The 26733-nt window shown below is 60.7% G+C and carries 22 protein-coding genes; 7 read left to right on the top strand and 15 right to left on the bottom strand.

Features of this window, described 5'->3' with window-relative positions:
• Nucleotides 1–95: 95 nt before the first annotated feature.
• The 3 genes from PDR5_RS07225 to aceK form a co-directional block, all read right to left on the bottom strand.
• On the bottom strand, nucleotides 96–1058 hold the full coding sequence (locus tag PDR5_RS07225; protein ID WP_064592530.1) for an IS110 family transposase: 963 nt from the start codon (nucleotides 1056–1058) through the stop codon (nucleotides 96–98).
• Between the two features lie 261 nt (nucleotides 1059–1319).
• Nucleotides 1320–5231: an ATP-dependent RNA helicase HrpA gene (gene hrpA, locus PDR5_RS07220; RefSeq protein ID WP_064594193.1), complete on the bottom strand. Its 3912-nt coding sequence runs from the start codon at nucleotides 5229–5231 to the stop codon at nucleotides 1320–1322.
• A gap of 268 nt (nucleotides 5232–5499) precedes the next feature.
• Nucleotides 5500–7221, bottom strand: a complete 1722-nt coding sequence (aceK, locus tag PDR5_RS07215; RefSeq protein ID WP_064594191.1) for a bifunctional isocitrate dehydrogenase kinase/phosphatase — start codon at nucleotides 7219–7221, stop codon at nucleotides 5500–5502.
• 415 nt (nucleotides 7222–7636) lie between these two features.
• Here aceK and PDR5_RS07210 point away from each other — a divergent pair, with 415 nt between their 5' ends.
• Both PDR5_RS07210 and PDR5_RS07205 read left to right on the top strand, forming a co-directional pair.
• Nucleotides 7637–9262 (top strand): methyl-accepting chemotaxis protein, encoded by a 1626-nt coding sequence (locus PDR5_RS07210; protein ID WP_064594189.1) that lies wholly within the window; start codon nucleotides 7637–7639, stop codon nucleotides 9260–9262.
• Nucleotides 9263–9346: 84 nt separating this feature from the next.
• Complete coding sequence (locus tag PDR5_RS07205; protein ID WP_064594187.1) at nucleotides 9347–10255, top strand: DMT family transporter; 909 nt, start codon at nucleotides 9347–9349, stop codon at nucleotides 10253–10255.
• A 57-nt stretch (nucleotides 10256–10312) separates the two neighbouring features.
• Here the strand turns inward: PDR5_RS07205 and PDR5_RS07200 are convergent, their stop codons facing one another.
• From PDR5_RS07200 to cysK, 3 genes are all read right to left on the bottom strand, one after another.
• On the bottom strand, nucleotides 10313–11176 hold the full coding sequence (locus PDR5_RS07200) for a DMT family transporter (RefSeq protein WP_064594185.1): 864 nt from the start codon (nucleotides 11174–11176) through the stop codon (nucleotides 10313–10315).
• 408 nt (nucleotides 11177–11584) lie between these two features.
• Nucleotides 11585–12523, bottom strand: a complete 939-nt coding sequence (locus PDR5_RS07195) for an aspartyl/asparaginyl beta-hydroxylase domain-containing protein (RefSeq protein ID WP_064594184.1) — start codon at nucleotides 12521–12523, stop codon at nucleotides 11585–11587.
• Nucleotides 12524–12711: 188 nt separating this feature from the next.
• A complete protein-coding gene (gene cysK / locus PDR5_RS07190; RefSeq protein ID WP_064594183.1) occupies nucleotides 12712–13686 on the bottom strand; it encodes a cysteine synthase A in 975 nt (324 codons plus the stop codon).
• A 128-nt stretch (nucleotides 13687–13814) separates the two neighbouring features.
• On the opposite strand from cysK, the gene PDR5_RS07185 reads away from it, so the two are divergent.
• A complete protein-coding gene (locus PDR5_RS07185; RefSeq protein WP_064594181.1) occupies nucleotides 13815–14891 on the top strand; it encodes a DUF748 domain-containing protein in 1077 nt (358 codons plus the stop codon).
• Here the strand turns inward: PDR5_RS07185 and PDR5_RS07180 are convergent.
• Together PDR5_RS07180 and PDR5_RS07175 are read right to left on the bottom strand one after the other, a co-directional pair.
• Nucleotides 14888–15388 carry a helix-turn-helix domain-containing protein gene (locus tag PDR5_RS07180; protein WP_064594179.1) on the bottom strand — a complete coding sequence of 167 codons (501 nt, stop codon included), beginning with the start codon at nucleotides 15386–15388 and terminating at the stop codon, nucleotides 14888–14890. The two genes, PDR5_RS07185 and PDR5_RS07180, sit on opposite strands and share 4 nt — an antisense overlap.
• On the bottom strand, nucleotides 15376–15606 hold the full coding sequence (locus PDR5_RS07175) for a DUF4160 domain-containing protein (protein WP_064594177.1): 231 nt from the start codon (nucleotides 15604–15606) through the stop codon (nucleotides 15376–15378). Before PDR5_RS07175 ends, PDR5_RS07180 begins: the two co-directional genes overlap by 13 nt.
• A 201-nt stretch (nucleotides 15607–15807) precedes the next feature.
• On the opposite strand from PDR5_RS07175, the gene PDR5_RS07170 reads away from it, so the two are divergent.
• Nucleotides 15808–16653, top strand: coding sequence for an AAA family ATPase (locus tag PDR5_RS07170; protein ID WP_007911294.1), 846 nt, complete (start codon nucleotides 15808–15810; stop codon nucleotides 16651–16653).
• A gap of 12 nt (nucleotides 16654–16665) precedes the next feature.
• On the top strand, nucleotides 16666–17844 hold the full coding sequence (locus PDR5_RS07165) for a vWA domain-containing protein (protein ID WP_016771218.1): 1179 nt from the start codon (nucleotides 16666–16668) through the stop codon (nucleotides 17842–17844).
• Between the two features lie 37 nt (nucleotides 17845–17881).
• Here the strand turns inward: PDR5_RS07165 and PDR5_RS07160 are convergent, their stop codons facing one another.
• The 4 genes from PDR5_RS07160 to PDR5_RS07145 all read right to left on the bottom strand — a co-directional run bounded on the left by PDR5_RS07160 (nucleotide 17882) and on the right by PDR5_RS07145 (nucleotide 21599).
• Complete coding sequence (locus PDR5_RS07160; RefSeq protein ID WP_064594175.1) at nucleotides 17882–18796, bottom strand: biotin-dependent carboxyltransferase family protein; 915 nt, start codon at nucleotides 18794–18796, stop codon at nucleotides 17882–17884.
• Nucleotides 18793–19497 carry a 5-oxoprolinase subunit B family protein gene (locus PDR5_RS07155; protein ID WP_064594174.1) on the bottom strand — a complete coding sequence of 235 codons (705 nt, stop codon included), beginning with the start codon at nucleotides 19495–19497 and terminating at the stop codon, nucleotides 18793–18795. The genes PDR5_RS07160 and PDR5_RS07155 overlap by 4 nt, the downstream gene beginning before the upstream one ends.
• Nucleotides 19494–20246, bottom strand: coding sequence for a 5-oxoprolinase subunit PxpA (locus PDR5_RS07150; protein ID WP_064600711.1), 753 nt, complete (start codon nucleotides 20244–20246; stop codon nucleotides 19494–19496). Before PDR5_RS07150 ends, PDR5_RS07155 begins: the two co-directional genes overlap by 4 nt.
• Nucleotides 20247–20312: 66 nt before the next feature.
• A complete protein-coding gene (locus PDR5_RS07145; RefSeq protein WP_064594172.1) occupies nucleotides 20313–21599 on the bottom strand; it encodes an MFS transporter in 1287 nt (428 codons plus the stop codon).
• Nucleotides 21600–21745: 146 nt separating this feature from the next.
• Here PDR5_RS07145 and PDR5_RS07140 point away from each other — a divergent pair, with 146 nt between their 5' ends.
• Complete coding sequence (locus PDR5_RS07140; protein WP_064594170.1) at nucleotides 21746–22657, top strand: LysR family transcriptional regulator; 912 nt, start codon at nucleotides 21746–21748, stop codon at nucleotides 22655–22657.
• Between the two features lie 34 nt (nucleotides 22658–22691).
• Here the strand turns inward: PDR5_RS07140 and PDR5_RS07135 are convergent, their stop codons facing one another.
• The 3 genes from PDR5_RS07135 to PDR5_RS07125 are packed head-to-tail and all read right to left on the bottom strand — an operon-like array spanning nucleotide 22692 to nucleotide 24541.
• A complete protein-coding gene (locus PDR5_RS07135) occupies nucleotides 22692–23234 on the bottom strand; it encodes a DUF2937 family protein (protein ID WP_011332934.1) in 543 nt (180 codons plus the stop codon).
• 13 nt (nucleotides 23235–23247) lie between these two features.
• On the bottom strand, nucleotides 23248–24024 hold the full coding sequence (locus PDR5_RS07130; RefSeq protein WP_064594167.1) for a class II glutamine amidotransferase: 777 nt from the start codon (nucleotides 24022–24024) through the stop codon (nucleotides 23248–23250).
• A gap of 16 nt (nucleotides 24025–24040) precedes the next feature.
• Nucleotides 24041–24541: a hypothetical protein gene (locus tag PDR5_RS07125; RefSeq protein WP_039772625.1), complete on the bottom strand. Its 501-nt coding sequence runs from the start codon at nucleotides 24539–24541 to the stop codon at nucleotides 24041–24043.
• A gap of 99 nt (nucleotides 24542–24640) precedes the next feature.
• Between PDR5_RS07125 and PDR5_RS07120 the strand changes: the two genes are divergently transcribed.
• Complete coding sequence (locus PDR5_RS07120) at nucleotides 24641–26695, top strand: S9 family peptidase (RefSeq protein ID WP_064594165.1); 2055 nt, start codon at nucleotides 24641–24643, stop codon at nucleotides 26693–26695.
• Nucleotides 26696–26733: the final 38 nt, after the last annotated feature.

Raw genomic sequence — 26733 nt, 5'->3', positions numbered from 1 at the left:
GACGCGAAAACGGCATTTATGGTGGCGAAGTTTGCCATAAACCCGAGGTTTTGGCGCCTTTCCCAAGCGTCACGACCTTCCCAATGTGGGAGATTCTATGTTGCAGGGGAACCCTGCAACCTTAAATTGGGTTGGTATTCGCTCTGATTTTTCATGAGGGCGAATGCCACCCGGCAAAGCTTACGGGCGAGGATGACCAAGGCCTGGGTTCTGGCTAGACCTCTTGCCAGATAGGATTCATAGAACGGTTTCCAAACAGGGGACCGACAAGCTGCCATAGCTGCATTGTGTGCAAGACGCCGTAATTCCCCGTCACCTTTTTTGCTCAAGTGGCGAGGACTGTGTTTCTTGCCTGAGTCCTTTGCCTTCAAATCCATTCCCAGAAAGGCGATGAACGCATCGGCGCTGGCGAACTCACCTCGCATGTACGTAGTTGCCAGTCCCGTTGCCGTGAGTTCACCAATCCCTTCAATCGCTTTGCAGCGTCTGATGTTTTCGCTAATGCCGGCCTCTTGGCTGACTTTGCGAAGTAATTCCTGAATGGCCTGATCAAGCTGTTTGAAATGCTCCAACCCATGGGCCAAAAGATCTTCAAGGAGAGGTTCGTTTGACCAGCTCAGCATGATACTGACTCGGGCCTTCATCAGCTGCGCACGCTTGTTAAGCAGACTTTTCAACACCGTGTAGTGCCGTGGTGGTGGGCTCCAGACCCGCAGCCGGTGCTGTTCACTGGTTAGATAACGCGCCAGAAGACGTGCATCACAAGGGTCGGTTTTTGCACGCTGACCGATGCTTTCGCGGTAATGGCTCACCCGGTAAGGGTCCACGACGTAAACCCGATGCCCCATACCATGGGCCAGTTCGGCCGTATCCAGGTGGTAGAGATTAGTGGCTTCCAGGGAAATCGAGCTTTGTGCGGGCAGGGTCTTCAGCCAACGACCTATAGACGTACGGTCGTTGTTGATGACCTGAATGTTTTTCAGATCTTCGCGATAAGCGACGATTTCGGCTTTGGCCACATCGACACCAATCACCGTTGGCGAGGTAAGGATTGTCATGACGAATCCTCGGAGCTAGGGTTTAAGAGCTTGTCGGGGTCTACCGTAGCGCTGGCTTGCCTCTATCGTCGGTTTTACCGATGAATTCCTTATCGGCGCTTTAGGTAGAAAGGGCGGGACGAGAAGTCTCCCACGGTCCGTACTGGCTAGAGTCGGAATCGAGCTTTTAGTCCCGCCCACCCCTTCAAGTCTAAACATACAAGCGAGCTTGCTCCCACAAGGGGAATTTGTGATCGTTCCCACGGAGCGATCAGGCACTCGCTAGGGTTCTACCTGCGTCCACTGCTTGTTGAGGCGTTTGTCGGAGATCGGCACCTTCGTCCCCAACTGCTGGGCGAACAGCGAAACCCGGTACTCCTCCAGCCACCAGCGATACAGCTCAAGCTGCGGATCGCGCTTGCCTTCCTGGGCATGCTTGGCAGCGCGGGTCTGGTATTGCGTCCAGAGCCCGGCGAGTTCGCCGCTCCAGACCCGATCCTTCTGCACTTGCGCGCCCAGCTTCTCGAAACGCTGCTCGACCGCTTTCAGGTAACGCGGCAACTCCTTGAGCCAGAGCATCGGCGTTTCCCGGACGAAGCCCGGATACACCAGATGACTGAGCTGCTGCTTGATATCGTTAAGCGCCACCGCCTGAGCCAGGTCGATCTTGCCCTTGAAGCGCTTTTGCAGACCGTGCCAGAGCTTGAGGATTTCCAGAGTCAGGCGTGCCACCCGTTCGGCGTGCTCGGTCCAGCTGCCGCGCTTGCGCTCGGCCAGTGCCGCCAGCCCTGCGCCGTCACGGGGCAACGGGTCTTCACCGTCAAGAATGCAGCTGTCGAGGCTGGCCAGCAGAATGTCTTCGACCAGCGCATCAACCCGCCCCAGTTCGCGGTACAGCAGGCCCAGTTCGGTCAGGCCCGGCAACTTGCCGCGCAGGAACTTCGCCGGTTCGGCCAGTTGCTGCAGCAGCAGACGTTGCAAGGCGCGGCGGTGCTGGAATTCGGCTTCGGCCGGGGTAGAAAATCGCCCTTCCTTGACCGTACCGCCCTCTTCCACCAGCGCCGGATACACCGTCATCGACAGCCCGGCGATCTTCTGTTGGGTCTTTTCCGCCACCGGCGCAAAGACTTTGGCCTCCACCGGTTGCTGGCTTTTCGCACTTTGCGGCACCGCCAGTGCGGCCTGGCTGGCTTCGGCGAAACGTGCGGTCAGCTCGGCCAGATCCCGGCCCTCGCCGAGGAACTTGCCCTGGCCGTCGACGATTTCCAGGTTCATCCGCAGGTGGCTTTCAACCTGCTGCGCCGCTTCAGCCCAGGCTTCATCGCTGACCCGCGCACCGGTCATGCGCAGCAGTTCGCGACCCAGCGCTTGCGGCAACGAACCTTCGGCGAAGGTCATGCGTTGCAGCGCGGCCTTGATGAAGTCCGGCACCGGCACGAAGTTTTTTCGCAAAGCCTTGGGCAGGTTGCGCACCAGCGCGATGCACTTGGCCTCGATCAGTCCCGGCACCAGCCATTCCAGGCGTTCCGGCGGCAGCATCGGCAACAGCGGCGCCGGCACACGCAGGGTCACGCCGTCACGCGGGTGATTCGGTTCGAAGTGGTAACTCAGCGCCAGTTCCAGATCGCCGATGTGCAGCGTGTCCGGGTAATGCTGGGCGGTGACTTCGCTGGCTTCGCGGGCCAGCACGTCCTCCTCGCGCATGATCAGCAGTTGCGGATCTTTCTGGCTGTTGACCCGATACCAGCTATCGAACGTCGCGGTCTGGTGAATCTCCGCCGGCAGTCGCGCGTCGTAGAAGGCGTAGAGGGTTTCCTCGTCGGCCAGAATGTCCCGGCGACGGGCTTTGGCTTCCAGTTCGTCGAGCTGCTCCAGCAGTTGTTTGTTGGCGGTCAGGCACTTGGCCCGGGACTGAATCTCGCCGCGCACCAGGCCTTCGCGGATAAACAGCTCTCGCGAAACCACCGGATCCACCGGGCCGTAATGCACCGGCCGGCGACCGACCACGATCAGGCCGAACAGAGTGATCTGTTCGAACGCGACGACCTGGCCGCGCTTCTTCTCCCAGTGCGGTTCGAAGTGGTTCTTCTTGATCAGGTGCCCGGCCAGCGGTTCGATCCAGTCGGCGTCGATCTTCGCTACCATCCGCGCGTAGAGCTTGGTGGTTTCCACCAGTTCGGCGGTCATCACCCACTGCGGGCGTTTCTTGCCGATACCCGATGACGGGTGAATCCAGAACCGCCGCTGACGGGCGCCAAGGTAATCGCCGTCCTCGGTTTTCTGACCAATCTGGCTGAGCAGGCCGACCAGCACCGCTTTGTGCAGCTTCGGATAATCCGCCGGTTCTTTGTTCAGGCTCAGCTGCAAGTCGCGGCAGATCAGGCTCAACTGACGGTGGGAATCGCGCCACTCGCGCAGGCGCAGGTAGTTGAGGAAATTCTTGCGGCACCAGTTGCGCAGCGGACTGGCGGTCAACGCCTGGCGCTGTTCTTCGAAGCCACGCCACAGATTGACCAGCGCAGCGAAGTCCGAATCGGCGTCCTTCCACTGAGCGTGGGCCTGGTCAGCGGCCTGCTGACGCTCCGGCGGACGCTCGCGCGGATCCTGAATCGACATGGCACTGGCGACGATCAGCACCTCCTGCAAGCTGCCAAGTTTCGCCGCTTCCAGCAGCATGCGGCCCATGCGCGGGTCCACCGGCAGGCGCGCCAGTTGGCGACCGAGCGGGGTCAGCTGACTGTTGCGATCCACCGCCGACAATTCCTGCAGCAGGTTGAAACCGTCGCTGATCGCCTTGCCGTCCGGCGGCTCGATGAACGGGAAATCGGTGATCTCGCCGAGGCGCAGATGGAGCATCTGCAGGATCACGGCCGCAAGGTTGGTGCGCAGGATTTCCGGATCGGTGAATTCCGGACGACCGAGGAAATCCTCTTCGCTGTACAAGCGCACGCAGATACCCGGCTCGACCCGGCCGCAGCGACCTTTACGCTGGTTGGCACTGGCCTGGGAAATCGCTTCGATCGGCAGCCGCTGGACCTTGGCACGGTAGCTGTAGCGGCTGATGCGCGCGGTGCCGCTGTCGATCACGTAACGGATGCCCGGCACGGTCAGCGAAGTTTCCGCAACGTTGGTCGCCAGCACCACGCGACGCCCCGGATGGGACTGAAAGATCCGCTGCTGCTCGGCCGGCGACAGGCGCGCGTACAACGGCAGGATTTCGGTGTGTTTGAGCTGGGCCTTGCGCAGCATGTCGGCGGCGTCGCGAATCTCGCGCTCGCCGGGCAGGAACACCAGCACATCACCGGGACTGCGGCGCTCGCTGCGCTCATAGGCGGCGATTTCGTCGAGGGTGGCGAGAATCGCCTGATCCACGGTCAGGTCATCCTCGACGCGGTTGCCTTCTTCGTCCTGCTCCAGCGTCAGCGGGCGATACCAGGTTTCCACCGGGAAGGTGCGGCCGGACACTTCGACAATCGGCGCATCGTCGAAATGTTTGGAGAAGCGCTCCAGATCGATGGTCGCCGAGGTGATGATGACTTTCAGGTCCGGACGACGCGGCAGCAGGGTTTTCAGGTAACCGAGCAGGAAGTCGATGTTGAGGCTGCGTTCGTGGGCTTCGTCGACGATGATCGTGTCGTAGCGCTCGAGGTAGCGGTCGTTCTGGGTTTCCGCCAGCAGGATGCCGTCGGTCATCAGTTTGATCAGGGTGTTCGAATCGCTCTGATCTTCGAAGCGCACCTGATAACCGACCAGCGCGCCCAGCGGTGTACCGAGTTCTTCGGCAACCCGGCTGGCCACGCTGCGCGCCGCGATCCGCCGAGGCTGGGTGTGGCCGATCAAACCGTGCTGGCCGCGACCGATCTCCAGACAGATTTTCGGCAACTGGGTGGTTTTGCCCGAGCCGGTTTCACCGGCGATGATCAGCACCTGGTGCTTTTCCAGGGCCTTCTTGATTTCGTCACGCTTGGCTGCAATCGGCAGGCTGTCGTCGTAACGGATCACCGGCAGGCTGGCCTTGCGTGCCAGCACCTGATCGCAGGACGCCTGCATCCGCGCCACCCACTGGGCCAGCTTGGCCTCGTCGGGTTTCTTGCGCAGCTCAAGCAACTGTCGCCGCAGCCGGTGGCGGTCGGCGAGCATGGCGTGATCGAGGTTTTTCAGCAGTTTGTCGATGGAGGGCGATTCGTCGGTCATCGGGTACGCAATTCGGTCGTCTAGTGGCGCAAGGACGCGATTGTCGCAGATTTGCGGGATTTGTGGCGTGTCTGGGGGATTGCTGCCCTCACCCTAGCCCTCTCCCGGGGGGAGAGGGGACTGATCGGGGGTTGCTTCAGAGCTATACCGACCTGAACGAGCTCCACCGAATCCATAATCGCCACGATCTTCCAGGTCGATGTTTGATCCGAGACACCTCGGTCAGCTCCCTCTCCCTCCGGGAGAGGGCTGGGGTGAGGGAAAGCCGTTACTCGTTATCCAAGCCTTTGCGCCGATACGGAAAGACATCGATAACTTTCCCCGCCCGAATCGCCTCCTGCAACCCCTTCCAGTAATCCGCGTTGTACAACTCGCCATGCAGCTGATCGAACAATTTGCGCTGCGCCGAATCGGCAAACAGAAACGGCGGAAACTCCTCGGGGAACACGTCCAGCGGTCCGATCGAATACCACGGCTCGGAGGCCATTTCGTCCTCTGGCGTGCGCGGTGCAGGAATGTGGCGGAAATTCGCTTCAGTGAGGAAACAGATCTCGTCGTAGTCGTAGAACACCACCCGGCCATGGCGGGTGACGCCGAAGTTCTTCAGCAGCATATCGCCGGGAAAGATGTTGGCCGCCGCCAGTTGCTTGATCGCCAGGCCATAATCCTCCAGCGCTTCGCGCACCTGGGCTTCGTTGGCGTTATCCAGATAGAGATTAAGCGGCGTCATTCGGCGCTCGGTCCAGCAGTGGCGGATCAGCACGGTTTCGCCTTCCAGCGACACCGTGGACGGCGCGACTTCCAGCAGCTCCGCCAGGCACGCCGGCTCGAACTTGCTCAGGGGAAAACGGAAGTCGGCGAATTCCTGGGTATCGGCCATGCGCCCTACCCGGTCGACGCTTTTCACCAATCGATACTTCTCGATCACCGTGGCGCGGTCGACGTTTTTCGACGGCGAGAACCTGTCCTTGATGATCTTGAACACGGTGTTGAAGCCCGGCAGCGTGAACACGCTCATGACCATGCCGCGCACGCCCGGCGCCATGATGAACTGGTCATCGGTGTTGGCCAGGTGATTGATCAGGGCGCGGTAGAACTCCGATTTACCGTGCTTGTAGAAACCGATCGAGGTGTACAGCTCGGCGATGTGCTTGCCCGGCAGGATGCGTTTGAGGAAACCGATGAACTCCGCCGGCACCGGCACATCCACCATGAAATACGAACGGGTGAAGGAGAAGATGATCGACACCTCCGCTTCGTCGGTGATCAATGCGTCGATCTGAATCCCGCGCCCTTCGCGGTGCAGCAACGGAATCACCAACGGCCACTGATCGTCGTTGGTGTAGATGCGCCCCACCAGGTACGCGCCCTTGTTGCGGTACAGCACCGAGGAAAACAGCTCGACGCTCAGCTCCGGGTCCTTGCACACCCAGTCCGGCAGGTTCTCGCGCAGTTGCGCTTCCAGACGCAGCAAGTCGCCGGGCAAATCGGCGTAGGCCTCGCTGAAGCGGTAATCGGCAAAGATGCTCGCGAGCATGGCCGAAATCTGCCCTTGCGGCTTGTAGGTGCGGGTCTGTGCGGCCCGGGCGCGGCGCAGGCTCGGGCGCGTGGTGTGGATGAACATGCAGCCGTCACTGATCAGGTCGTGGCTGAACAGGCTGCAGAAAATCGAGTTGTACCAGGTCTCGGACAGTTCATCGTCGAAGCGCAGGTCGATGATGCTGATGTAGGCGCTTTTCACCAGTGGCCAGCAGGTGACGTCCATCAAGGTGTCCGGCTCGAAGTACTCGCGCAGACGGGCGACGGTTTCACCGACCTTTTCTTCGTAGAGGTTGATCCGCGCCGCCGACGCGGTTTGCGTGTCCTGCCAGCGGGCCTGCTCGAAGCGCTCCCGGGCGCCGTCGGTGATCCGCCGGAAATGCTCGCGGTAATCGTCAAAGCCATCGAGGATCAGGCGGGCGATGTCGGTGGCTGGCCATTGCTGCGGCATAGATGAGACCTCTGCGGGAATTGGAGAATCTGTGCTCGAAGGCCTGAGCTTAGCCACGGAAGCAGGCGCAGGAGAAGCGCAATTTCGGCCAAATCCTCTTGCGGGTTGTACAACGACACAGTTTTTATCAAAGTTTTTTTAATCGACCGTTCGGTCAATAAACGTCCCTTCGGCTTCTCCCTATCGCTGAACGCCAGCCCGCGTTTCTTCTGGGTTTCGGATCCAACCCGGTAGCGACGTCTCTAATCCGCGCTTTTCCCGGCTAGTTCCTTCTCGTCCATCGCGTGCCATCCCGGTTAAAAATGGCCTTACCAAGATAGTGGCACTTTGATATACAGCCCGCCATCACCCGCCTTACAACAAGATCCTCGGTCCACGAGGACGACCTCTCCCCCAATCCCCAAGGAGCACATTGATGTCTATCCGGAATCTGCGCATAGGTTTGCGCGCCAGTTTGTGTTTTGCCGTTCTGGCCAGTCTGCTGGTGGTGGTCGGCCTGTTCGGTCTGGGCCAGATGAAAACGCTGCGCGAGAGCGCGGCGGTGATCGAGGAATCGTGGATGCCCAGCATCGAAAGCATCCATGACGCAGCGGCGAATATCGCCAGCATCCGTCTTGAATCCCTGCGCCTGATCACCAGCACCCAGGTGGCCGTTCGCGAACGCAGCAAAGGCATTCTCACCGCGCAACGTCAGGAATTGCTCAAGCGCCTCGACGACCACAAGGCCCTGATCGCCAATGACCAGGAGCGAGCGATGCTGGAAGGTTTGAGCGCCGACACGGCCAAGTACCTGAGCATCCTCGACCAGATCATCAAACAGATCGATGCCGGACAAAACGAACAAGCCTACGCGCGCCTGACCACTGAACTGGCGCCCCAGGGCACGGTGCTCGACAAGACCCTTGAGCAAATGATCAGCCTCAATCAGCAAGGCGCGGATGCCGCCGCCAAGTCCGCGGCGGCGATGTACCAGCAGGCGCTGTGGATCGTCGCCACGATCATCGTCATCGCCCTGATTGCCACGTTGCTGCTGGCCTGGTTGCTGACCCGAAGCATCACCGCGCCGATCAATCAGGCGCTGAACGTGGCACGGCAGATTGCCTCGGGAGACCTCAGTGGTCGCATCGACAGCGAGGGTCGTGATGAAGCGGCGCAGTTGCTCACGGCGCTGGCCGAGATGCAGGGCAATCTGCGTTCGACCATTCGCGGCATCAGCGAGTCGGCCCAGCAACTGGCCTCCGCTGCCGAGGAAATGAGTTCGGTGATGGAACAAAGTACTCGCGGGTTGCAGCAGCAAAATGACCAGATCGAGCAGGCCGCCACGGCGGTCACCGAGATGAGCACGGCGGTGGATGAAGTGGCCGCCAATGCGGTGTCCAGTGCCCAGGCCTCCGAAGCGTCGAACGAGGACAGCAAGCACGGGCATGTGCAGGTCAGCGAGACCATCAGTTCGATTCAGGAACTGGTCAGTGCAGTACTCGGCGCGTCCGAACAGGCCGAGGGCCTTGCGACCCAGGCCCAGGACATCAGCAAGGTGCTGGAAGTGATTCGCGGCATCGCCGGGCAGACCAACCTGCTGGCCCTGAACGCTGCGATTGAAGCCGCGCGAGCCGGCGAGGCCGGACGTGGCTTCGCAGTGGTTGCCGACGAGGTCCGCTCGCTGGCCCAGCGCACGCAGAACTCCACCGAAGAAATCGAGCTGATGATCAGCAGCATTCAGCAAGGCACCAGTGCCACCGTCGGCGCCTTGCAAAACAGCGCCGAGCAGGCCAGCCATACCCTGCGTCGCGCCAACAGTGCCGGCCATGCACTGGAGAAAATCACCGCGTCGATTTCGCAGATCAACCAGCGCAACCTGGTAATCGCCAGCGCCGCCGAGCAACAGGCGCTGGTGGCCCGGGAAGTCGACGAAAACCTGGTGACCATCCGCGATCTCTCGACCCAGACCGCTGCCGGCGCCACCCAGACCTCTGCCGCCAGTCAGGAGCTGTCGCGGCTGGCCGTCGACCTGAACGCACTGGTCACGCGCTTCGTGATCTGATCAGACAATTAAATGCCCGATTAGCGGTTGCCATCGCCGGGGCCCTCGGCAACACTCTCGTCCCGATCAAGGAAGGAGTGGCCCGTGAGCCCTGTCGATATTTTCCGCATGTTGTCGCTGGCCGCCATCTGGGGCGCGAGCTTCCTGTTCATGCGCATCATCGCTCCTGCGATCGGTACGGTTCCGACCGGATTCTTCCGCGTTTCCATCGCCGCCGTCGGCTTGCTGGTGATCCTCGGGCTGATGCGCATCAGCTGGGATTTCAAAGGCAAACTCAAGACCGTGATGATGCTCGGCGTGATCAACTCCGGCGTGCCGGCGACGCTGTATTCGGTTGCCGCCCAGGTGCTGCCGGCCGGTTATTCGGCGATCTTCAATGCCACCACGCCATTGATGGGCGTGTTGATCGGCGGTTTGTTCTTCAGTGAAAAACTCACGCTGGCCAAACTCGCCGGGGTGTTCCTCGGCCTGCTCGGGGTGGGCGTGCTGACCCGCGCCGGCCCGGTCGCGTTCGATCTGCACTTGCTGATGGGCGCGGTGGCCTGCCTGCTCGCAACCACCTGTTATGGCTTCGCCGGGTTCCTCGCCCGACGCTGGCTGGATCAGGCCGGCGGCCTCGACAGCCGTCTGTCGGCGCTGGGCAGCATGCTCGGTGCAACCCTTTTTCTGTTGCCGCTGTTCGGTTACAGCGTCATCACTGCGGCGCCGGTGAGCTGGGGTGGCTGGAATGTCTGGCTGTCGCTGCTGGGCCTCGGACTGGGCTGCACCGCGTTTGCCTACATCATTTACTTCCGCCTGTTGAGCTCCATCGGGCCGGTGAAATCGATGACCGTGACCTTCATGATTCCGCCGTTCGGCGTGTTGTGGGGGGCGCTGTTTCTCGATGAGCCGCTGTCGATGGCCCACGTGTATGGCGGGGTGTTGATCGCCATTGCGCTGTGGCTGGTGCTGAAACCGGCAGCAGTCAAACCCGCAGAAATCGCCACCCGCTGATTGGCAGATGCACAAAGGCCCGGGAGTTTCCTCCCGGGCCTTTTTCATGCGCGGCTATTAGGCCGATTTACGGAACACGAACACCAGACCGACGATGATCAACAGCATTCCCAGCACGCTCAACGCGGCCAGGCGATTGCCGAAGATCAGGTAGTCCATCACAGCCGTTACGGCCGGCACCAGATAGAACAGGCTGGTGACATTGACCAGATTGCCCCGGGCGATCAGTCGGTACAGCAGCAACGTCGCCAGCACGGAAACCACCAGTCCCATCCACAGCACCGGCACGATGAAACCGGCGCTGTGCTCGAAGTGAAACGGCTGGAACGGTACGAAAATCCCGCACAGCAGCAGCCCCGCCAGATACTGCACCGGCAGCGTGCCGAGGGGATTGTCGGTGATGCGCTTCTGCATGATCGAGCCGAAGGTCATGCTCGCCAGCGCCAGCAGCCCGAACAGCATCCCCGCCAGCGACATCCCGGCCAGACCGATGCCCTGATAAACCACCATGATCAGACCGGCCAATCCCAACGCCAGACCAAAGATCCGGCTCGCCGAGCGCTTCCGCTCCATGATCACCACCGTGAGGATCGGCTGCACGCCCATGATGGTCGCCATCACTCCGGGCGTGACTTTCAGATCCAGCGCCAGCAGATAGAAAATCTGATAAGCCCCTAACAACACCACCCCGGTGGCCATCGCATACAGCATCGGCTTGCCGCCCTTGGGCAACCTCAACTTGAGCAATGGCACCAGCAGCACCAGCCCACACAGGGCAATGACAAACCGGATCAGCAGAAAGGCGAAGGGTGAAGCGTGGGCCAGCCCCCACTTGGAGAAGATCGCCCCGCTGCTCCACAGCAGAACGAACAGGCTCGTGGACGCCGCCGCGAGCGCGGACTTTTTCGAAAGGACAAACATGAATACCACCTGTAGTCAGGCAAATAGCCAACTCAGCCGAAGCTGAAATTCAGTAGGTTTTTTCAGGCGGGCACAGGGGTCAGCAGCAAACGCTGATCAGCCCGAAACACCAACGCCCGGCGGTGATACGACTGCGCACACCGGCGTGCTACTGACAGGTGGAGGGTAATGACTGATCTGCACAGGCTGCTGATTCCCGCACGGCACGACGCCAGCGTTGACCGCTGAATCGACTACCGCGTTGATGAGGGATGCAGGCATCTGGGCTGATCTTTTTTGAAGGGTTGGACAATGAGTCGTGCGACTCACGAGCGCCGACTATAACCAGCCCGCGACATGGATTGCAATGAATTGGACAGATACCAGAAAAAACCGCTCAAACGAGCGGTTTTGCTGTACTTCGCGGCCTCAACCAAACAGCCAATACCCCAGCAACGTCAACACCACCACCGCCAGCACCGGCCGCAGCACACGGTAGGCCTTCGGGTTGCGGCGTTTCCACTGTTTGACCGCACCACTGAACCTGTCGCTGAAGTTCTTGCTCCAGGCGTAAGCCTGGTTGATCCCGCCGACACGCTCGTCGTCGAGGTTCTGCGGTGCCGTGGCACGGCCCAGCCAGGCGCTGATGAAGCGGTTGATGCGGGTCATCAGGCGGCTGCTCAGCGGCCGCTCGATGTCGCAGAACAGGATGACGCGGGTCTGTTCGGTTTCGTTCTTGACCCAATGCACGTAGGTCTCGTCGAACATCACGTCTTCACCGTCGCGCCAGGCGTAGACCTGACCGTCGACGAAGATTCGGCAATCGTCGGAGTTTGGCGTTGACAGACCCAGGTGATAGCGCAGGGAGCCCGCGAACGGATCGCGGTGCGGGTTCAAATGGCTGCCGCCCGGCAACAGCGCGAACATCGCGCCTTTGACGTTGGGGATGGCACTGACCAGCGCCACGGTTTTCGGGCACAGGGTTTCGGCCGATGGCAGCGGTTTGTCGTACCACTTGAGGTAGAAACGCTTCCAGCCTTTCTTGAAGAACGAGCCGAAACCGGCGTCGTTGTTCTTCTCGGCGGCACGAATATAACCCTCGTCGAACAGATGCATGGCTTCGTCGCGAATGGTTTCCCAGTTATCGCGCAACACGTCCAGCTCCGGAAACTTGCTGCGATCCAGATACGGCTTGGACGGCACGCCCGAGAACAGGTACATCAAGGCGTTATACGGGGCGAACAGCGCCGAGTGGTTGACGAACTGCCGCAGCACCGGCAAACGCGCCTTGCCGCGCAAATGCACGTAGAGGATGCTGCCCACAAACAGCAGCAACACCGACACCTTGGCGGCTAACGAAAAGGTCATCAACAACTCCTTGAAATAAGACAACGCCACGCCATGTCATTTACCCGAGATGGCGGCCGGCCATGATAAACACTACCGGCTCCGGGAAAAACCCGCCCGACCCAACATTCAGTGTTAAGAATTGCGCAACAAAGCACTTATTAACATAACGATCCTGAACCCTGGCTGACCTGAATCAACGCGCCCCCTTACTGCTGGTTCTCCTGATCGGTGAACAGATCACTGAACAGCATGCTCGACAGATAACGCTCACCGGAGTCGGGCAGCACCACCACAATGGTCTTGCCCTGCATTTCCGGGGTCTCCGCAAGACGCACCGCCACCGACATGGCCGCACCGCAGGAAATCCCGCACAGGATCCCTTCCTCCTGCATCAGGCGCAGGGCCATGGCTTTGGACTCGTCATCCGTCACCAGCTCGACCCGGTCAACCATCGCCAGATCAAGGTTCTTTGGCACGAAACCGGCGCCGATGCCCTGAATCTTGTGCGGGCTCGGCTTGATTTCTTGACCTGCCAGCGCCTGGGTAATCACCGGCGAAGACACCGGTTCCACCGCCACCGACAGAATCGGTTTGCCCGCCGTATTCTTGATATACCGCGACACACCGGTAATGGTTCCACCGGTGCCGACCCCTGCGACCAGCACATCGATGGCGCCATCGGTGTCATTCCAGATTTCCGGGCCAGTGGTCTTTTCATGAATGGCTGGGTTGGCCGGGTTATCGAACTGGGCCGGCATGAAGTATTTGCCCGCGTCACTGGCTACGATTTCGTTGGCCTTTTCGATAGCGCCTTTCATGCCCTTGGCTGGCTCGGTCAGCACCAGCTCGGCGCCCAGCGCCTTGAGCACCTTGCGTCGCTCGATGCTCATCGAGGCCGGCATGGTCAGCAGCAATTTGTAACCGCGCGCGGCAGCGACAAATGCCAGGCCGATGCCGGTGTTGCCGGAGGTCGGCTCGACAATGGTCATGCCCGGCTTGAGTTTGCCGCTGCTTTCGGCGTCCCAGATCATGTTGGCGCCGATCCGGCACTTGACCGAGTAGCCCGGGTTGCGACCTTCGATCTTGGCCAGAATGGTCACGCCACGGGGCGCGATGCGGTTGATCTGCACCAGCGGCGTGTTGCCGATGGAATGGGCGTTGTCAGCAAAAATACGGCTCATGGCTGGGTCCTTGTGCAGCGTTGAATTCAGCTCTCCAAGGTAAGCCTGTTGCTCTTGTCAGTCCAGTCGGGCCGAACGTCTGCGCCAGGCGGCAGTCAATCGCTTTATACCGTTCGGAATTTGCTGCCATGAAGCGTCGCTACCGTTGGCCATTGTGGATTTTCACCACTCTCGTTGTATTACTGGTCGCCCTGCACATCGCCCTGCCCTACCTCGTGCGCGACTATCTGAATGACAAGCTGGCCAACATGGGCGACTACCGCGGCCAGATCACCGACGTGGACCTGGCGCTCTGGCGCGGGGCCTACAAGATCAATGGCCTGAAAATCGTCAAGGCCGACGGCAAGGTGCCGGTGCCGTTCGTCGATGCGCCGGTTATCGACCTGTCTGTCAGTTGGCACTCGCTTTGGTACGACCATGCTGTCGTGGCACAGGTGAAATTCTTTAAACCTCAGGTGAACTTCGTCGATGGTGGTGCCAACAAGCAGAACTCCCAGACCGGTCAGGGCACCGACTGGCGTGAGCAACTGGGCAAACTGTTGCCTATCACGCTCGACGAAGTGCAGATCAGCGATGGGCGGATCAGCTTTCGCAACTTCAACTCCAAACCACCGGTAAACATGAATGCAACCAACGTCGACGCCAGCATCTACAACCTGACCAACGTGGTCGACAAGGAGGGCAAACGCGACGCTCGCTTCGAAGGCAAGGCTCTGCTGCTGGGGCATGCCCCGCTGGAAACCACAGCCACCTTCGACCCCTTGAGCAATTTCGAAGACTTCGAATTTCGCCTGCGGGCCCGCGACATCGAACTAAAGCGCATGAACGATTTCGCCTCGGCCTACGGCAAATTCGACTTCAACGCCGGCCACGGCGACGTGGTCATCGAAGCCGCCGCCAACAAGGGCCAGCTCAAGGGCTACATCAAACCGCTGCTGCGCGACGTGGACGTGTTCAACTGGCAGCAAGATGTCGAGAACAAGAACAAGGGGATCTTCCGTTCGATCTGGGAAGCACTGGTCGGCGGCACGGAAACCGTGCTGAAAAACCAGGGCAAAAACCAGTTTGCCACCCGAGTCGAACTCAGCGGCAGCGTGCACCAGCAAGATATCAACGCGTTCGAAGCGTTTTTGCAGATTTTGCGCAACGGATTCATCCAGGCCTTCAATGCCCGGTATGAACGGCCGAAGCCGGACGCGGGCTAAGTTTTACGGTTGACGATGTAGCGCCCGTTATCCTCTGCCGCGATCAATGCAGGCTTCTCCTGCAACGAATCCCAACCCAGACAGGCCAGGGCCAATGATCGCGGCACCGCTTCCCGACCATTACTGTAGCGACTGATGCTGCGGGCGCTGACACCCAATGCTTCGGCCGCCTCATTCAACGGTAGACCGGTGCGAGCGCGCCAATCCATGAAAATCCGTGTGTTTTCGTCCGGCGCATTTTGCGCGAGCGCGTCCCGATACAAGGTATCGGCACCAATCTGGATATCCGGTTCCAGCCACTCCACGCTCCAGCCGTCGTCACCCAACTCAGCGGTTGCAAACACTTCAGCGTCCAGTAGCGGAGCGAGCCCCGGATAGGTTTGCAGATCGCGGCTCAAGTCCAGGTTCAGCCGTTGGCCATCAATAAAGGTCAGCGACAGGCAAGCATCGCCAACAGCCTGCACTGCGGCCAATCGTGGCCGCTTCATGGGTAACATCGTTTCCAGTCCTCCAGCAATTGCGTCTGATGGGCCGAAACCCACGCCAACGCTTCCTTGACGATCAGTGGCGGTGCCTTGCCCATCATGACCTCGACGGTTTCCAGGCTCAGCATCACATCCACTCCACCACCGGTCAGGTGAACATGGGGTGGCGGGTGATCCTTCTCGCGCAACTGAATGCGGTATTTTTCGCGAAATCGGTATTTGGTAGTCATGCCCGAAGGCTATCGCCAAATCGGCGATACCTGGAATACTGGCCTCGTGCCGAAACCGAGTCAACATGTGACGCCCCATTCAGAGACTGAATAAGCCGTCTGCGTTCACAGTCGACCGGGCCGCGCGTTATAGTCGGGCATCCGATTATTTCGCACCCGCCCTGCCCGTTCAGGTCGGCGTTACCGTTCGAGGATTAGCAGATGAAGTTCGAAGGCACCCAGGCCTACGTCGCCACCGATGACCTGAAGCTGGCGGTCAACGCCGCCATCACCCTGGAGCGGCCGCTGCTGGTCAAGGGCGAACCGGGCACCGGCAAGACCATGCTCGCCGAGCAACTGGCCGAATCATTCGGCGCCAAGCTGATCACCTGGCACATCAAGTCCACCACCAAGGCTCATCAGGGCCTGTACGAGTACGATGCGGTCAGCCGTCTGCGCGACTCGCAACTGGGCAATGAAAAAGTCCACGATGTGCGCAACTACCTGAAGAAGGGCAAGCTCTGGGAAGCGTTTGAGTCCGAAGAGCGGGTCATTCTGCTGATCGACGAAATCGACAAGGCCGACATCGAGTTCCCCAACGATCTGCTGCAAGAACTCGACAAGATGGAGTTCTACGTTTACGAGATCGACGAGACCATCAAGGCCAAGAAACGTCCGATCATCATCATTACCTCCAACAACGAGAAAGAGCTGCCGGACGCGTTCCTGCGCCGCTGCTTCTTCCACTACATCGCCTTCCCCGACCGCACCACCCTGCAGAAAATCGTCGATGTTCACTACCCGGACATCAAGAAGGACCTGGTCAGCGAAGCGCTGGACGTGTTCTTCGACGTGCGCAAAGTGCCGGGCCTGAAGAAGAAGCCTTCGACCTCCGAGCTGGTGGACTGGCTGAAACTGCTGATGGCCGACAACATCGGCGAAGCGGTGCTGCGCGAACGCGATCCGACCAAAGCCATCCCGCCGCTGGCCGGTGCGCTGGTGAAGAACGAACAGGACGTGCAACTGCTTGAGCGCCTGGCGTTCATGAGCCGTCGCGGCACCCGCTAAGAGGCTGATGCCATGTTGCTCAACCTGTTCAATGAAATGCGTGCAGCCAAGGTGCCGGTGTCGGTGCGCGAGCTGCTCGACCTGATCAACGCACTGAAACAGCGCGTGACCTTCGCCGACATGGACGAGTTCTACTACTTGTCGCGGGCGATTCTGGTGAAGGACGAACGGCATTTCGACAAGTTCGACCGTGCGTTCGGCGCCTACTTCAATGGCCTGGAAAAGCTCGACGATCACTTGCAGGCGCTGATCCCCGAAGACTGGCTGCGCAAGGAATTCGAGCGTTCGCTGAGCGACGAGGAACGTGCGCAGATCCAGTCCCTCGGCGGCCTGGACAAGCTGATCGAAGAGTTCAAGAAACGCCTGGAAGAACAGAAGGAACGCCACGCCGGCGGCAACAAATGGATCGGCACCGGCGGCACCAGCCCGTTCGGCTCCGGCGGTTTCAACCCGGAAGGCATCCGGGTCGGCGATGCTGGCAAGCGCCAAGGCAAAGCGGTGAAAGTCTGGGATCAGCGCGAGTACAAGAACCTCGACGACTCCGTTGAACTGGGCACCCGCAACATCAAGGTCGCCCTGCGCCGCCTGCGCAAATTCGCTCGTCAGGGCGCGGCGGAAGAGCTGGATATCGACGGCACCATCGACCACACCGCCAAGGACGCCGGCCTGCTGAACATCCAGATGCGCCCGGAACGGCGCAACACGGTGAAGCTGTTGCTGCTGTTCGACATCGGCGGCTCGATGGACGCCCACGTGAAGATCTGCGAGGAACTGTTCTCGGCCTGCAAGACCGAGTTCAAGCATCTGGAGTACTTCTACTTCCACAACTTCATTTATGAATCGGTGTGGAAGAACAACATGCGCCGCACCTCCGAGCGCACCTCGACCCAGGACCTGCTGCACAAGTACGGCGCCGACTACAAAGTGATCTTCATCGGTGACGCCGCAATGGCACCTTATGAAATCACCCAGGCCGGCGGCAGCGTCGAGCACTGGAACGAAGAGCCGGGTTACGTGTGGATGCAGCGCTTCATGGAGAAGTACAAGAAGCTCATCTGGATCAATCCGTACCCGAAAGATACATGGGGCTACACCTCGTCGACCAACATCGTGCGGGATCTGATCGAGGACCAGATGTATCCGCTGACGTTGCGCGGGCTGGAAGAAGGGATGCGGTTTCTGTCCAAGTAATCCGCAATGGCTCCCCCGCCAGCGGCGGGGGAAACAATCAAAAGCGCTTCAGATATTCGACATGCTCCCGGTGTGCAACTTCTTGTACCACCGGGCGCAATCTGACCTTCGCCCCCGGCAGACACTGTGCCAGTCGAGCCAGCGCCAACGGCGTCAACGCGCCCAATCGCGGATAGCCGCCAATGGTCTGCCGATCATTGAGCAACACAATCGGCTGCCCGTCCGGCGGAACCTGCACAGCACCCAGCGGAATGCCCTCGGAAATCATCGGTTGGCCCTGATACTGCAACGCCGTCCCCAGCAAGCGAATGCCCATTCGGTCGGCGCGACTGTCCAGCGTCCAGGCACGGTTGAAGGCATCGAACAGGCTCTGCCCGCTGAACTGACCGATCTGCGCGCCCAGCACCAGATCGAGCGGTGCGTCGAGGCGCAGGTCCGGTCGATGCTCCGCCGGAACCTCACGCACCAACAGGGTTTCGCCCTGATAACTCAGCGAAGCGCCCTTGGCCAGCGGCAATCCAAAACCATCAAGACCGCCAAGCTCCTCACGCACCACCGTAGCACTGCTGCCCAGCACTTTCGGCGCACTGAAACCGCCGGGCGCCGCCAGATAGGCCCGAGCCCCCAGCAACGGTTGGGTGAACTTCAAGGTCTGCCCTTTGCGCAGTTTGAAACTGCGCCACGGCGCCAACCCCTCACCGTCGATCTGCGCGCCAAGATCGGCACCCGCCAATGCCAGCAAGCAATCTTCTTCAGCCACCACTGTGAACCCGCCGAGGGTGATTTCGATCACCGGCAAGTCCAGGCCATTGCCCAGCAGCCAGTTGGCCCAGGCCATCGACCGCCAGTCCGCCGCGCCGCCCTGAGTCACGCCCAGATGGCGCACGCCAAACCGCCCGGCATCCTGCAACAGGCACAGCGGCGTACTCGCTTCAATCGTCAGTTGGCTCATGCCAGGGCCTCCAGAGGCGCGTCGTCACCACCGAGGCGGATGAATTCGGCGTGGCTCACCGCTTCGAAACGCACGGTATCCCCGGGCTGCATGAGGCTGTAGCCATCGCGCTCACGATCGAACAGTTTTGCCGGCGTGCGACCGATCAGGTTCCAGCCACCGGGAGACACCACCGGATACGCCGCTGTCTGTCGCTCGGCGATGCCGACGCTGCCGGCGGCGACTTTCTTGCGTGGGGTATTCAGACGTGGTGCCGCGAGAATTTCTTCCACCAGCCCCATGAACGCGAAACCCGGCGCAAAGCCTAGGGCGAACACCTGATATTCACGAGCACTGTGACGGCGGATCACTTCTTCCACCGCCAAACCGCTGCGTTGTGACAGCAGACTCAATTCCGGTCCGACGCTCAGGTCGTACCACACCGGTAGCACATGACACTGGCCGCCGGTGCGCGCGTTCGGCGACAGGTCGATCAGCGCTTCGGTGATCAATTCCCGAGCCTGATTCGGGTTCAAGGCCGTCAGATCGTAATGCACCATCAACGTGGTGTACGACGGCACCAGATCGATCAAATGCTCGCCGAACACCGCGCGCAGCCGCTCACTGGCGGCGAGCATCCACGGCATGTTGGCTTCGGCGATTTCATCGAACAGGCGCAGCATCAGGCAATCCAGTGCCACCACTTCCACTCGCGGATTCATGGCGCGCTCTGCTCGTTCAAAGCCTGACGAATGCGCTGCACGGCCGCCACAGAACTGGCGTTGTCGCCATGTACGCACAGCGTGTTGGCTTGCAGGTGCAGCGCGCTGCCGTCGCTGGCGGTGAGGTTGTCACCACGGGCGATGGTCAGCGCCTGCCCGATAATGGTTTCGGAATCGTGATGCACCGCGCCCGGCAGTTGTCGCGAAACCAGTCGGCCGGCGCTGTCGTAGGCGCGGTCGGCGAAGGCTTCGAACCACAGGCTCACGCCGTATTCGTCGCCAAGCTGTTGCGCGGCCGTGTTATCGCGGGTGGCCATCAGCATCAGCGGCAGGCTGCGATCGTAAGCCGCGACGGCCTGAATCACCGCCCGCAACTGCGCCGGGTTGGCCATCATGTCGTTGTACATCGCGCCGTGGGGTTTGACGTAACTGACCCGCCCGCCTTGGGCACGACAAATACCGTCGAGGGCGCCGATCTGGTAATGCAGGATGTCTTGCAGCTCCTGAGCGGTGTAGGCCATGGAACGCCGGCCAAACCCCACCAGATCCTGATAGGCCGGATGCGCGCCGATCTGCACGCCGTGACTGAGGGCCAGGCTGACGGTCTTGCGCATGATGCTCGGGTCGCCGGCGTGAAAACCGCAGGCAATGTTGGCGCAGTCGATGAAGGGCATGACTTCCGCATCCAGACCCATGGTCCAGCTGCCGAAGCTCTCGCCGATGTCACAGTTCAATAGCAGGCGGCTCACGGTGAACACTCCTGTAGTTCTTTTCTTTTTTTGCTGTGGGACAGGCAGTGTCCCGCAGGTTATCAGTTACTGCGCGTCCAGTTGTTTGCCACGGGTTTCCGGCAGGCTCAATGCCGCGAGGATCACCACGCCGTAGGACACTGCCGCAAAGGCACCGATGCCTACACTCAGCGGCACTTTCTGGCTGAGCAACCCGATCAACAGCGGGAACAACGCCGCCAGTGCCCGGCCGATGTTGTAGCAGAAGCCCTGCCCCGAGCCGCGAATCCGGGTCGGGAACAGTTCGGTGAGAAACGCGCCCATGCCACTGAAAATCCCCGAGGCAAAAAAGCCCAGCGGAAAGCCCAACCACAGCATCACGCCATTGCTGACCGGTAATTGGGTGTAGAGCAGAACGATGGTGAACGAGCCGACCGCGAACAGGATGAAGTTCTTCTTGCGGCCCAGCAGGTCGGTCAAATAGGCGCTGATCACATAACCGACGTAGGAACCAATGATCACCATCGCCAGATAACCGCCGGTGCCGAGTACGCTCAAGCCGCGTTCGTTCTTCAGAAAAGTCGGCAGCCAGGAGGTGATCGCGTAATAACCGCCGAGGGCGCCGGTGGTCAGCAACGAGGCGCGAATGGTGGTGAAGAGCATGCCGGGGGCGAAGATCTCGTAGAACTTCGACGGGCTGTCCGGGGTTTGCTTGGCCTTGGCTTCGCGGTAGATCTCCGGGTCTTTCACCAGACGGCGGACGAAAATCACGAACACTGCCGGCACGATGCCGAGGATGAACAGTGCGCGCCAGGCATCTTCCGGTGGCAGTACCGAGAACAGCAGCGCGTACAGAATCGCCGTCAGCCCCCAACCCAGCGCCCAGCCGGATTGCACCATGCCCACCGCTTTGCCGCGATCCTTGGCGCGGATCACTTCACCGATCAGCACTGCGCCAGCCGTCCACTCGCCGCCGAAACCGAAGCCCATCAGTGTGCGGGCGATCAGCAGCTGTTCGTAGTTTTGAGCGAAGCCGCAGAGAAAAGTGAAGAAGGCAAACCACAGCACCGTCAGTTGCAGGGTGCGCACGCGGCCGATGCGGTCGGAGAGAATCCCCGCCACCCAGCCGCCGATGGCCGAAGCGATCAGGGTACTGGTGTGAATCAGCCCGGCCTCACCAGTGGTGATGCCCCACATCGCGATCAGGGTCGGCACCACGAAGCTGAGCATCTGGGTGTCCATGCCGTCCAGACCGTAGCCGATCTTGCAGCTCCAGAAGGTCCGGCGCTCCTGCTGATTGATGTTGCGATACCAGTCGAACGGGCCGGGACGGGCCGCAGTCTTGGGGAGGTCGAGGGTGTCGGGCGCACTCATGGCATGTCTCCGCAGGCTTTTATTGGTCTTGTTCGAAGCTCCGACGACGCCTATCGTGGGAACCGGATGCGTCGATTCTTGGGTGCGTCACCCGGTCGCGTCCAACGAATAAAAACCCGCCCAAGACATAAGAAAAATTTGTTGCCATGAACCTGAAGTTTCTCGAAACCTTCGTCTGGGTCGCCCGGCTGAAAAGTTTTCGCCTGACCGCCGACAAGCTGTTCACCACCCAGGCCTCGATCTCCAGCCGGATTGCAGTACTCGAAGGCGAGCTCGGGGTGAAGCTGTTCCTGCGTGACTCACGCGGCGTCAGTCTGACGCCCGAAGGTTTGAAAGTGCTGGATTATGCCGAGCAGATGCTCGACACGATGCAGGCGCTGAAGCAGTCGATCGAGACCCGATCGAGCAAGGTCGGCCGGGTACGTATCGGCGTGATGGACACGGTGATCCACACTTGGCTCAGCCCTTTGGTGGCGCAGATGACCGATCTGTACCCTCGGGTGGAAATCGAGCTGGTGGCGGATACCTCGCTGAACCTCTGCGATCAGCTGCAAAAAGGATTTCTTGACCTGATCCTGCAAACCGACCTGGTGCGCCAGGAAAGCGTGCGCAGCCTGGAGCTGGCCAGCCACCCCATCGGCTGGATCGTCGCCAGCAACTCGATCTACAACCGTGACTATCAAAGCCTCGCCGACCTGGCGCAGGAACGGATCATCACCTACTCGAAAAACTCCCGGCCGCATCAGGACATCCTGGCGCTGATGCAGGCCCAGGGCGTGCTGGCGCCACGCTTGAACTGTGTGAATTCAGTGTCGGCGATCACCCGTCTGTTGCGCGACGGATTCGGTATTGGCGCGTTGCCGCCGGTACTGGTGGCCGAGGAACTGGCGCGAGGGGAATTGACCCTGCTTGACATCGAACAGCGTCCGCCGAACCTGCAGGTGGTGGTGTCGTGGCGGGTCGGTGTGGAATGGGTCGAGGAAATTGTGACGTTGTGTCAGCAGGTGCTGGAGGAATATGCGCGCAAGGTAGGTACGGATTACATCGTTCTAAGTTGATCGTTCCCACTGCGTGGGAACGATCCATCGAAGCTTACAGCCCGCGCACATCCCGGTCTTCGATCGGTCGGCTCTGGCGCAGGCGCTTGCCGCCCAGCACCACCCAGTCGATCAGACGGAACAGGCATTCAAGGCCGAACGACAGCAACATCGCGCCGCTCATGCCCCAGATCATCGCTTCCGGCGTCAGCAGGATCTGGTAGCTGTAGCCATTCCAGGTTTCCTTGCGGATGTCCGGGTCGGCGGCCAGCACCACTTGCAGGAAGCGGATGTACCACGGGCCCTGCATCGCCTGGAATTGCTTGTCCAGCGCCAGCTGACGGTTGAGCAAGGTGCTCAGGCTGTCGGCATCGCTGCGAAACACCGGGTCTTCGCTGGCGCGATAATGGGCGACCAGCGCCTGGATATCACCCTTGAAGAACTGCTCGGCGGTGCCCTGGAAGCCGCGTAGACCAGTCTGCGCCTCGATCAGGTGCGCTTCGACCCGCTTTGCGTAATCGTTGATGAAGCCCGGCACCTGGACACCGATCAACAGGCCCGCCGCAAACAACACCAGCCGTAGATAACTGAGCAACATTTGGGTGCAATCCTTATTCGGTCGTGCCCTGGCTGACGCATTCGCCGCGTCGCCACAGGCTCCATTGGCCCGGTTCGTAGCGGGTCCAGGTTTCGTTTTCGGTCAAGGGTTCGGTGGCAATCACCGTGACCACGTCGTTGGGCGTGGTTTCGGCCTGGAAGTCGACAATCACATCGACATCCTTGAGCCGCGCCGGGCCAAACGGTGCGCGTCGGGTGATCTGCGCCAGTTTGGTCGAGCAATAGCAGAACAGCCAGTCGCCGTCGCTGAGCAGGCAGTTGAACACGCCTTTGCTGCGATATTCGGCGCAGGCCGCGACCAGCTCCGGCAGCAGCACTTCTATATCGACCGGTTCCGGAAACGCTGCACGTACCCGGTTGAGCAAATCGCAGAACGCCGCTTCGCTGTCGGTATCGCCGACCGGGCGGTAGAAACTCTTGATCGGGGTGAAATCGGCGAGCTGGCCGTTGTGGGCGAAGCACCAGTTGCGCCCCCACAGTTCGCGGACGAACGGGTGGGTGTTGGACAGACAGACCTTGCCGACGTTGGCCTGACGGATATGCCCGATGACCACTTCGCTCTTGATCGGATAACGCTGCACCAGATTGGCCACTTCCGACTCGCTGCTGGCCGCCGGGTCCTGGAACAGGCGCAGCCCACGACCTTCGTAGAAGGCAATGCCCCAACCGTCGCGGTGCGGGCCGGTGCGGCCGCCGCGCTGCATCAGCCCGGTGAAGCTGAACACGATGTCGGTCGGCACGTTGGCACTCATGCCCAGTAATTCACACATGTGCGGACTCTCGTGATTACAGACGCGGCTCGACCCGCATGCGCTGCGGATTGCTCGGCACCGGCGGGCGACCGTAGCGGTCATCGCCAGCACCGCCGAACGGTTGATCGGCGTCACGCTCGTCATCGGCACGGGCCGCTGCGCGGGCGGCTTCAGCCTGCTCCCGGCGGGCCTTGGAGGCGCGTTCGATCGGCAGGCGGATCAGCACAAAAATCAGGTACAGGCCGAATGCGATCATGGCGTACATGAGCAGTTCGGAAATGGCGCGCCAGGCGTTGTTGCCGACCTTGAACGCCAGATCCAGCGCCGTGATGGCGATGGCCGGGGCGAATTTTTCCTTCACCGGGTCAATGATGGTCGGGCTGAACAGCAACACCGCCATCAGCACACGCAGCGGCTCGCGCAGCCAGCGCCACATCCAGCGGGTCATGCGCATCCACACCAGCAGGCAGCCCACGGCGGCAAAGGCGTAAAGGCCCCAGGCGATCAGATAGTCGTTCTCGGTCATGGTGTCCATGGCAAGGCAGGCAAAGAGGCGCTTATAGTAACGACTTTTCGCACGTCAGGCTTCCCCGCCGTCCGTGCGGCCCTTATTTGTCATGTCCGAGAGCTTTCCATGCCCGTATCCGCCAACGTCAGCAGCGCCCCGATTGCCCACAAGGCCGCCGGCCACGACCCGTACGCCTGGCTGCAGGAACGCGACACCGACGCGGTGCTCGACTACCTCAAGGCTGAAAACGACTACCAGCAGGCGCAGACCGCCGATCAGGCCGAGCTGCGCGAAACCCTGTTCGAAGAGATCAAGGGCCGGATCCTCGAAACCGACCTGTCCCTCCCCTCGCCATGGGGTCCTTACCTGTATTACACCCGCACCACAGCGGGTGACGAATATGCCCGTCACTACCGCTGCCCGCGCCCGGCCGATGACAGCCTGACCCTCGACGAAAGCCGCGAACAGCTGCTGCTCGACCCGAATGCTCTGGCCAATGGCGGCTTTTTCTCCCTCGGCGCGTTCAGCATCAGCCCGGATCACCAGCGTCTGGCCTACAGCGTCGATGCCTCGGGTGACGAGATTTACACGCTGTTCGTGAAGGAATTATCCAGCGAGCGTGTCAGCGAACTGGAATTCCAGGATTGCGACGGCAGCATGACCTGGGCCAACGACAGCCTGACCCTGTTCTTCGGCGTGCTCGACGACACCCATCGCCCGCACAAGCTGTTCCGCTATCGCCTGGATGGCACGGCCGCCGAAGAGGTGTTCCACGAACCGGACGGGCGTTTTTTCCTGCATTGCTACCGCGCCAGCTCCGAGCAACAACTGCTGTTGTCGTTGGGCAGCAAGACCACCAGCGAAGTCTGGGCGCTGGACGCCAATCAGCCGCACCAGCCGTTCACTTGCCTGGCGCCACGGGTCGAGGATCACGAATACGACGTCGATCACGGCAAGCTCGACGGCGAGTGGACCTGGTTCATCCGCACCAACCGCGACGGCATCAACTTCGCCCTGTATCAGGCGCCGGACACCGGCATCGCACCGAGCGAAGCCGACTGGCAGAACCTGATTCCGCACAGCGATTCGGTGATGCTCGATGGCGTGACACTCAATGCCGAAGCCCTGACCCTGAGCCTGCGCGAAGGTGGTCTGCCGATCATCGAAGTTCGCCCACACGGTCTGGCGCCTTATCGCGTGCAATTACCGGATGCGGCCTACAGCCTCTATGTGCAAAATAGCCTGGAATTCGAAAGCGACCGCATTCGCCTGCGCTATGAAGCGCTGAACCGTCCGGCTCAGGTTCGGCAATTGATCCTCGCCACCGGCGAACAGACTGTGCTCAAGGAAACCCCGGTGCTCGGCCCGTTCGACGCCGACGCCTACGTCAGCCAGCGCCTGTGGGCGACCGCGCCGGACGGCACCCAGGTGCCGATCAGCCTGGTGATGAAACGGGAAATGGTCGGCAAACCCGTGCCGTTGTATCTGTACGGTTACGGCGCCTACGGTTCAAGCCTCGATCCGTGGTTCTCCCACGCCCGCCTCAGCCTGCTGGATCGCGGCATGGCGTTCGCCATCGCCCACGTTCGCGGCGGCGGTGAACTGGGCGAAGCCTGGTACCGCGCCGGCAAGCAGGAGCACAAGCACAACACCTTCAGCGACTTCATTGCCTGCGCCGAATTCCTGATCCTCAACGGCATCACCACCGCGCCACAACTGGCGATCAGTGGTGGCAGCGCCGGTGGCCTGCTGATCGGCGCGGTGCTCAACCAGCGTCCGGACCTGTTCGGTGTGGCGATTGCCGAAGTGCCGTTCGTCGACGTGCTCAACACCATGCTCGATCCGGATCTGCCGCTGACCGTCACTGAATACGACGAGTGGGGCAATCCCGAAGAGCCGGAGGTCTACGAGCGGATCAAGGCCTATGCGCCGTACGAAAACGTCACTGCACAGGCGTATCCCGCAACACTGGTGATCGCCGGCTATAACGACAGCCGCGTGCAGTATTGGGAAGCGGCCAAGTGGGTGGCGAAGTTGCGTGCGACCAAGACCGATGACAATCCATTGCTGCTCAAGACCGAACTGGGCGCCGGCCACGGCGGCATGAGCGGGCGTTATCAGGGATTACGTGACGTAGCCCTCGAATATGCATTTGTTTTCAAGGTTCTGGGCATTGCCTGAGGAACTCCGCCGGTCACTTGGGTCTTAATTCCAGACCC

It is taken from the genome of Pseudomonas sp. DR 5-09, assembly GCF_001655595.1.
In the GTDB taxonomy this organism is placed as follows: domain Bacteria; phylum Pseudomonadota; class Gammaproteobacteria; order Pseudomonadales; family Pseudomonadaceae; genus Aquipseudomonas; species Aquipseudomonas pharyngis.
The sequence above is the reverse complement of the archived record's forward strand: the minus strand, read 5'-3'. Positions and strand labels throughout refer to the sequence as shown.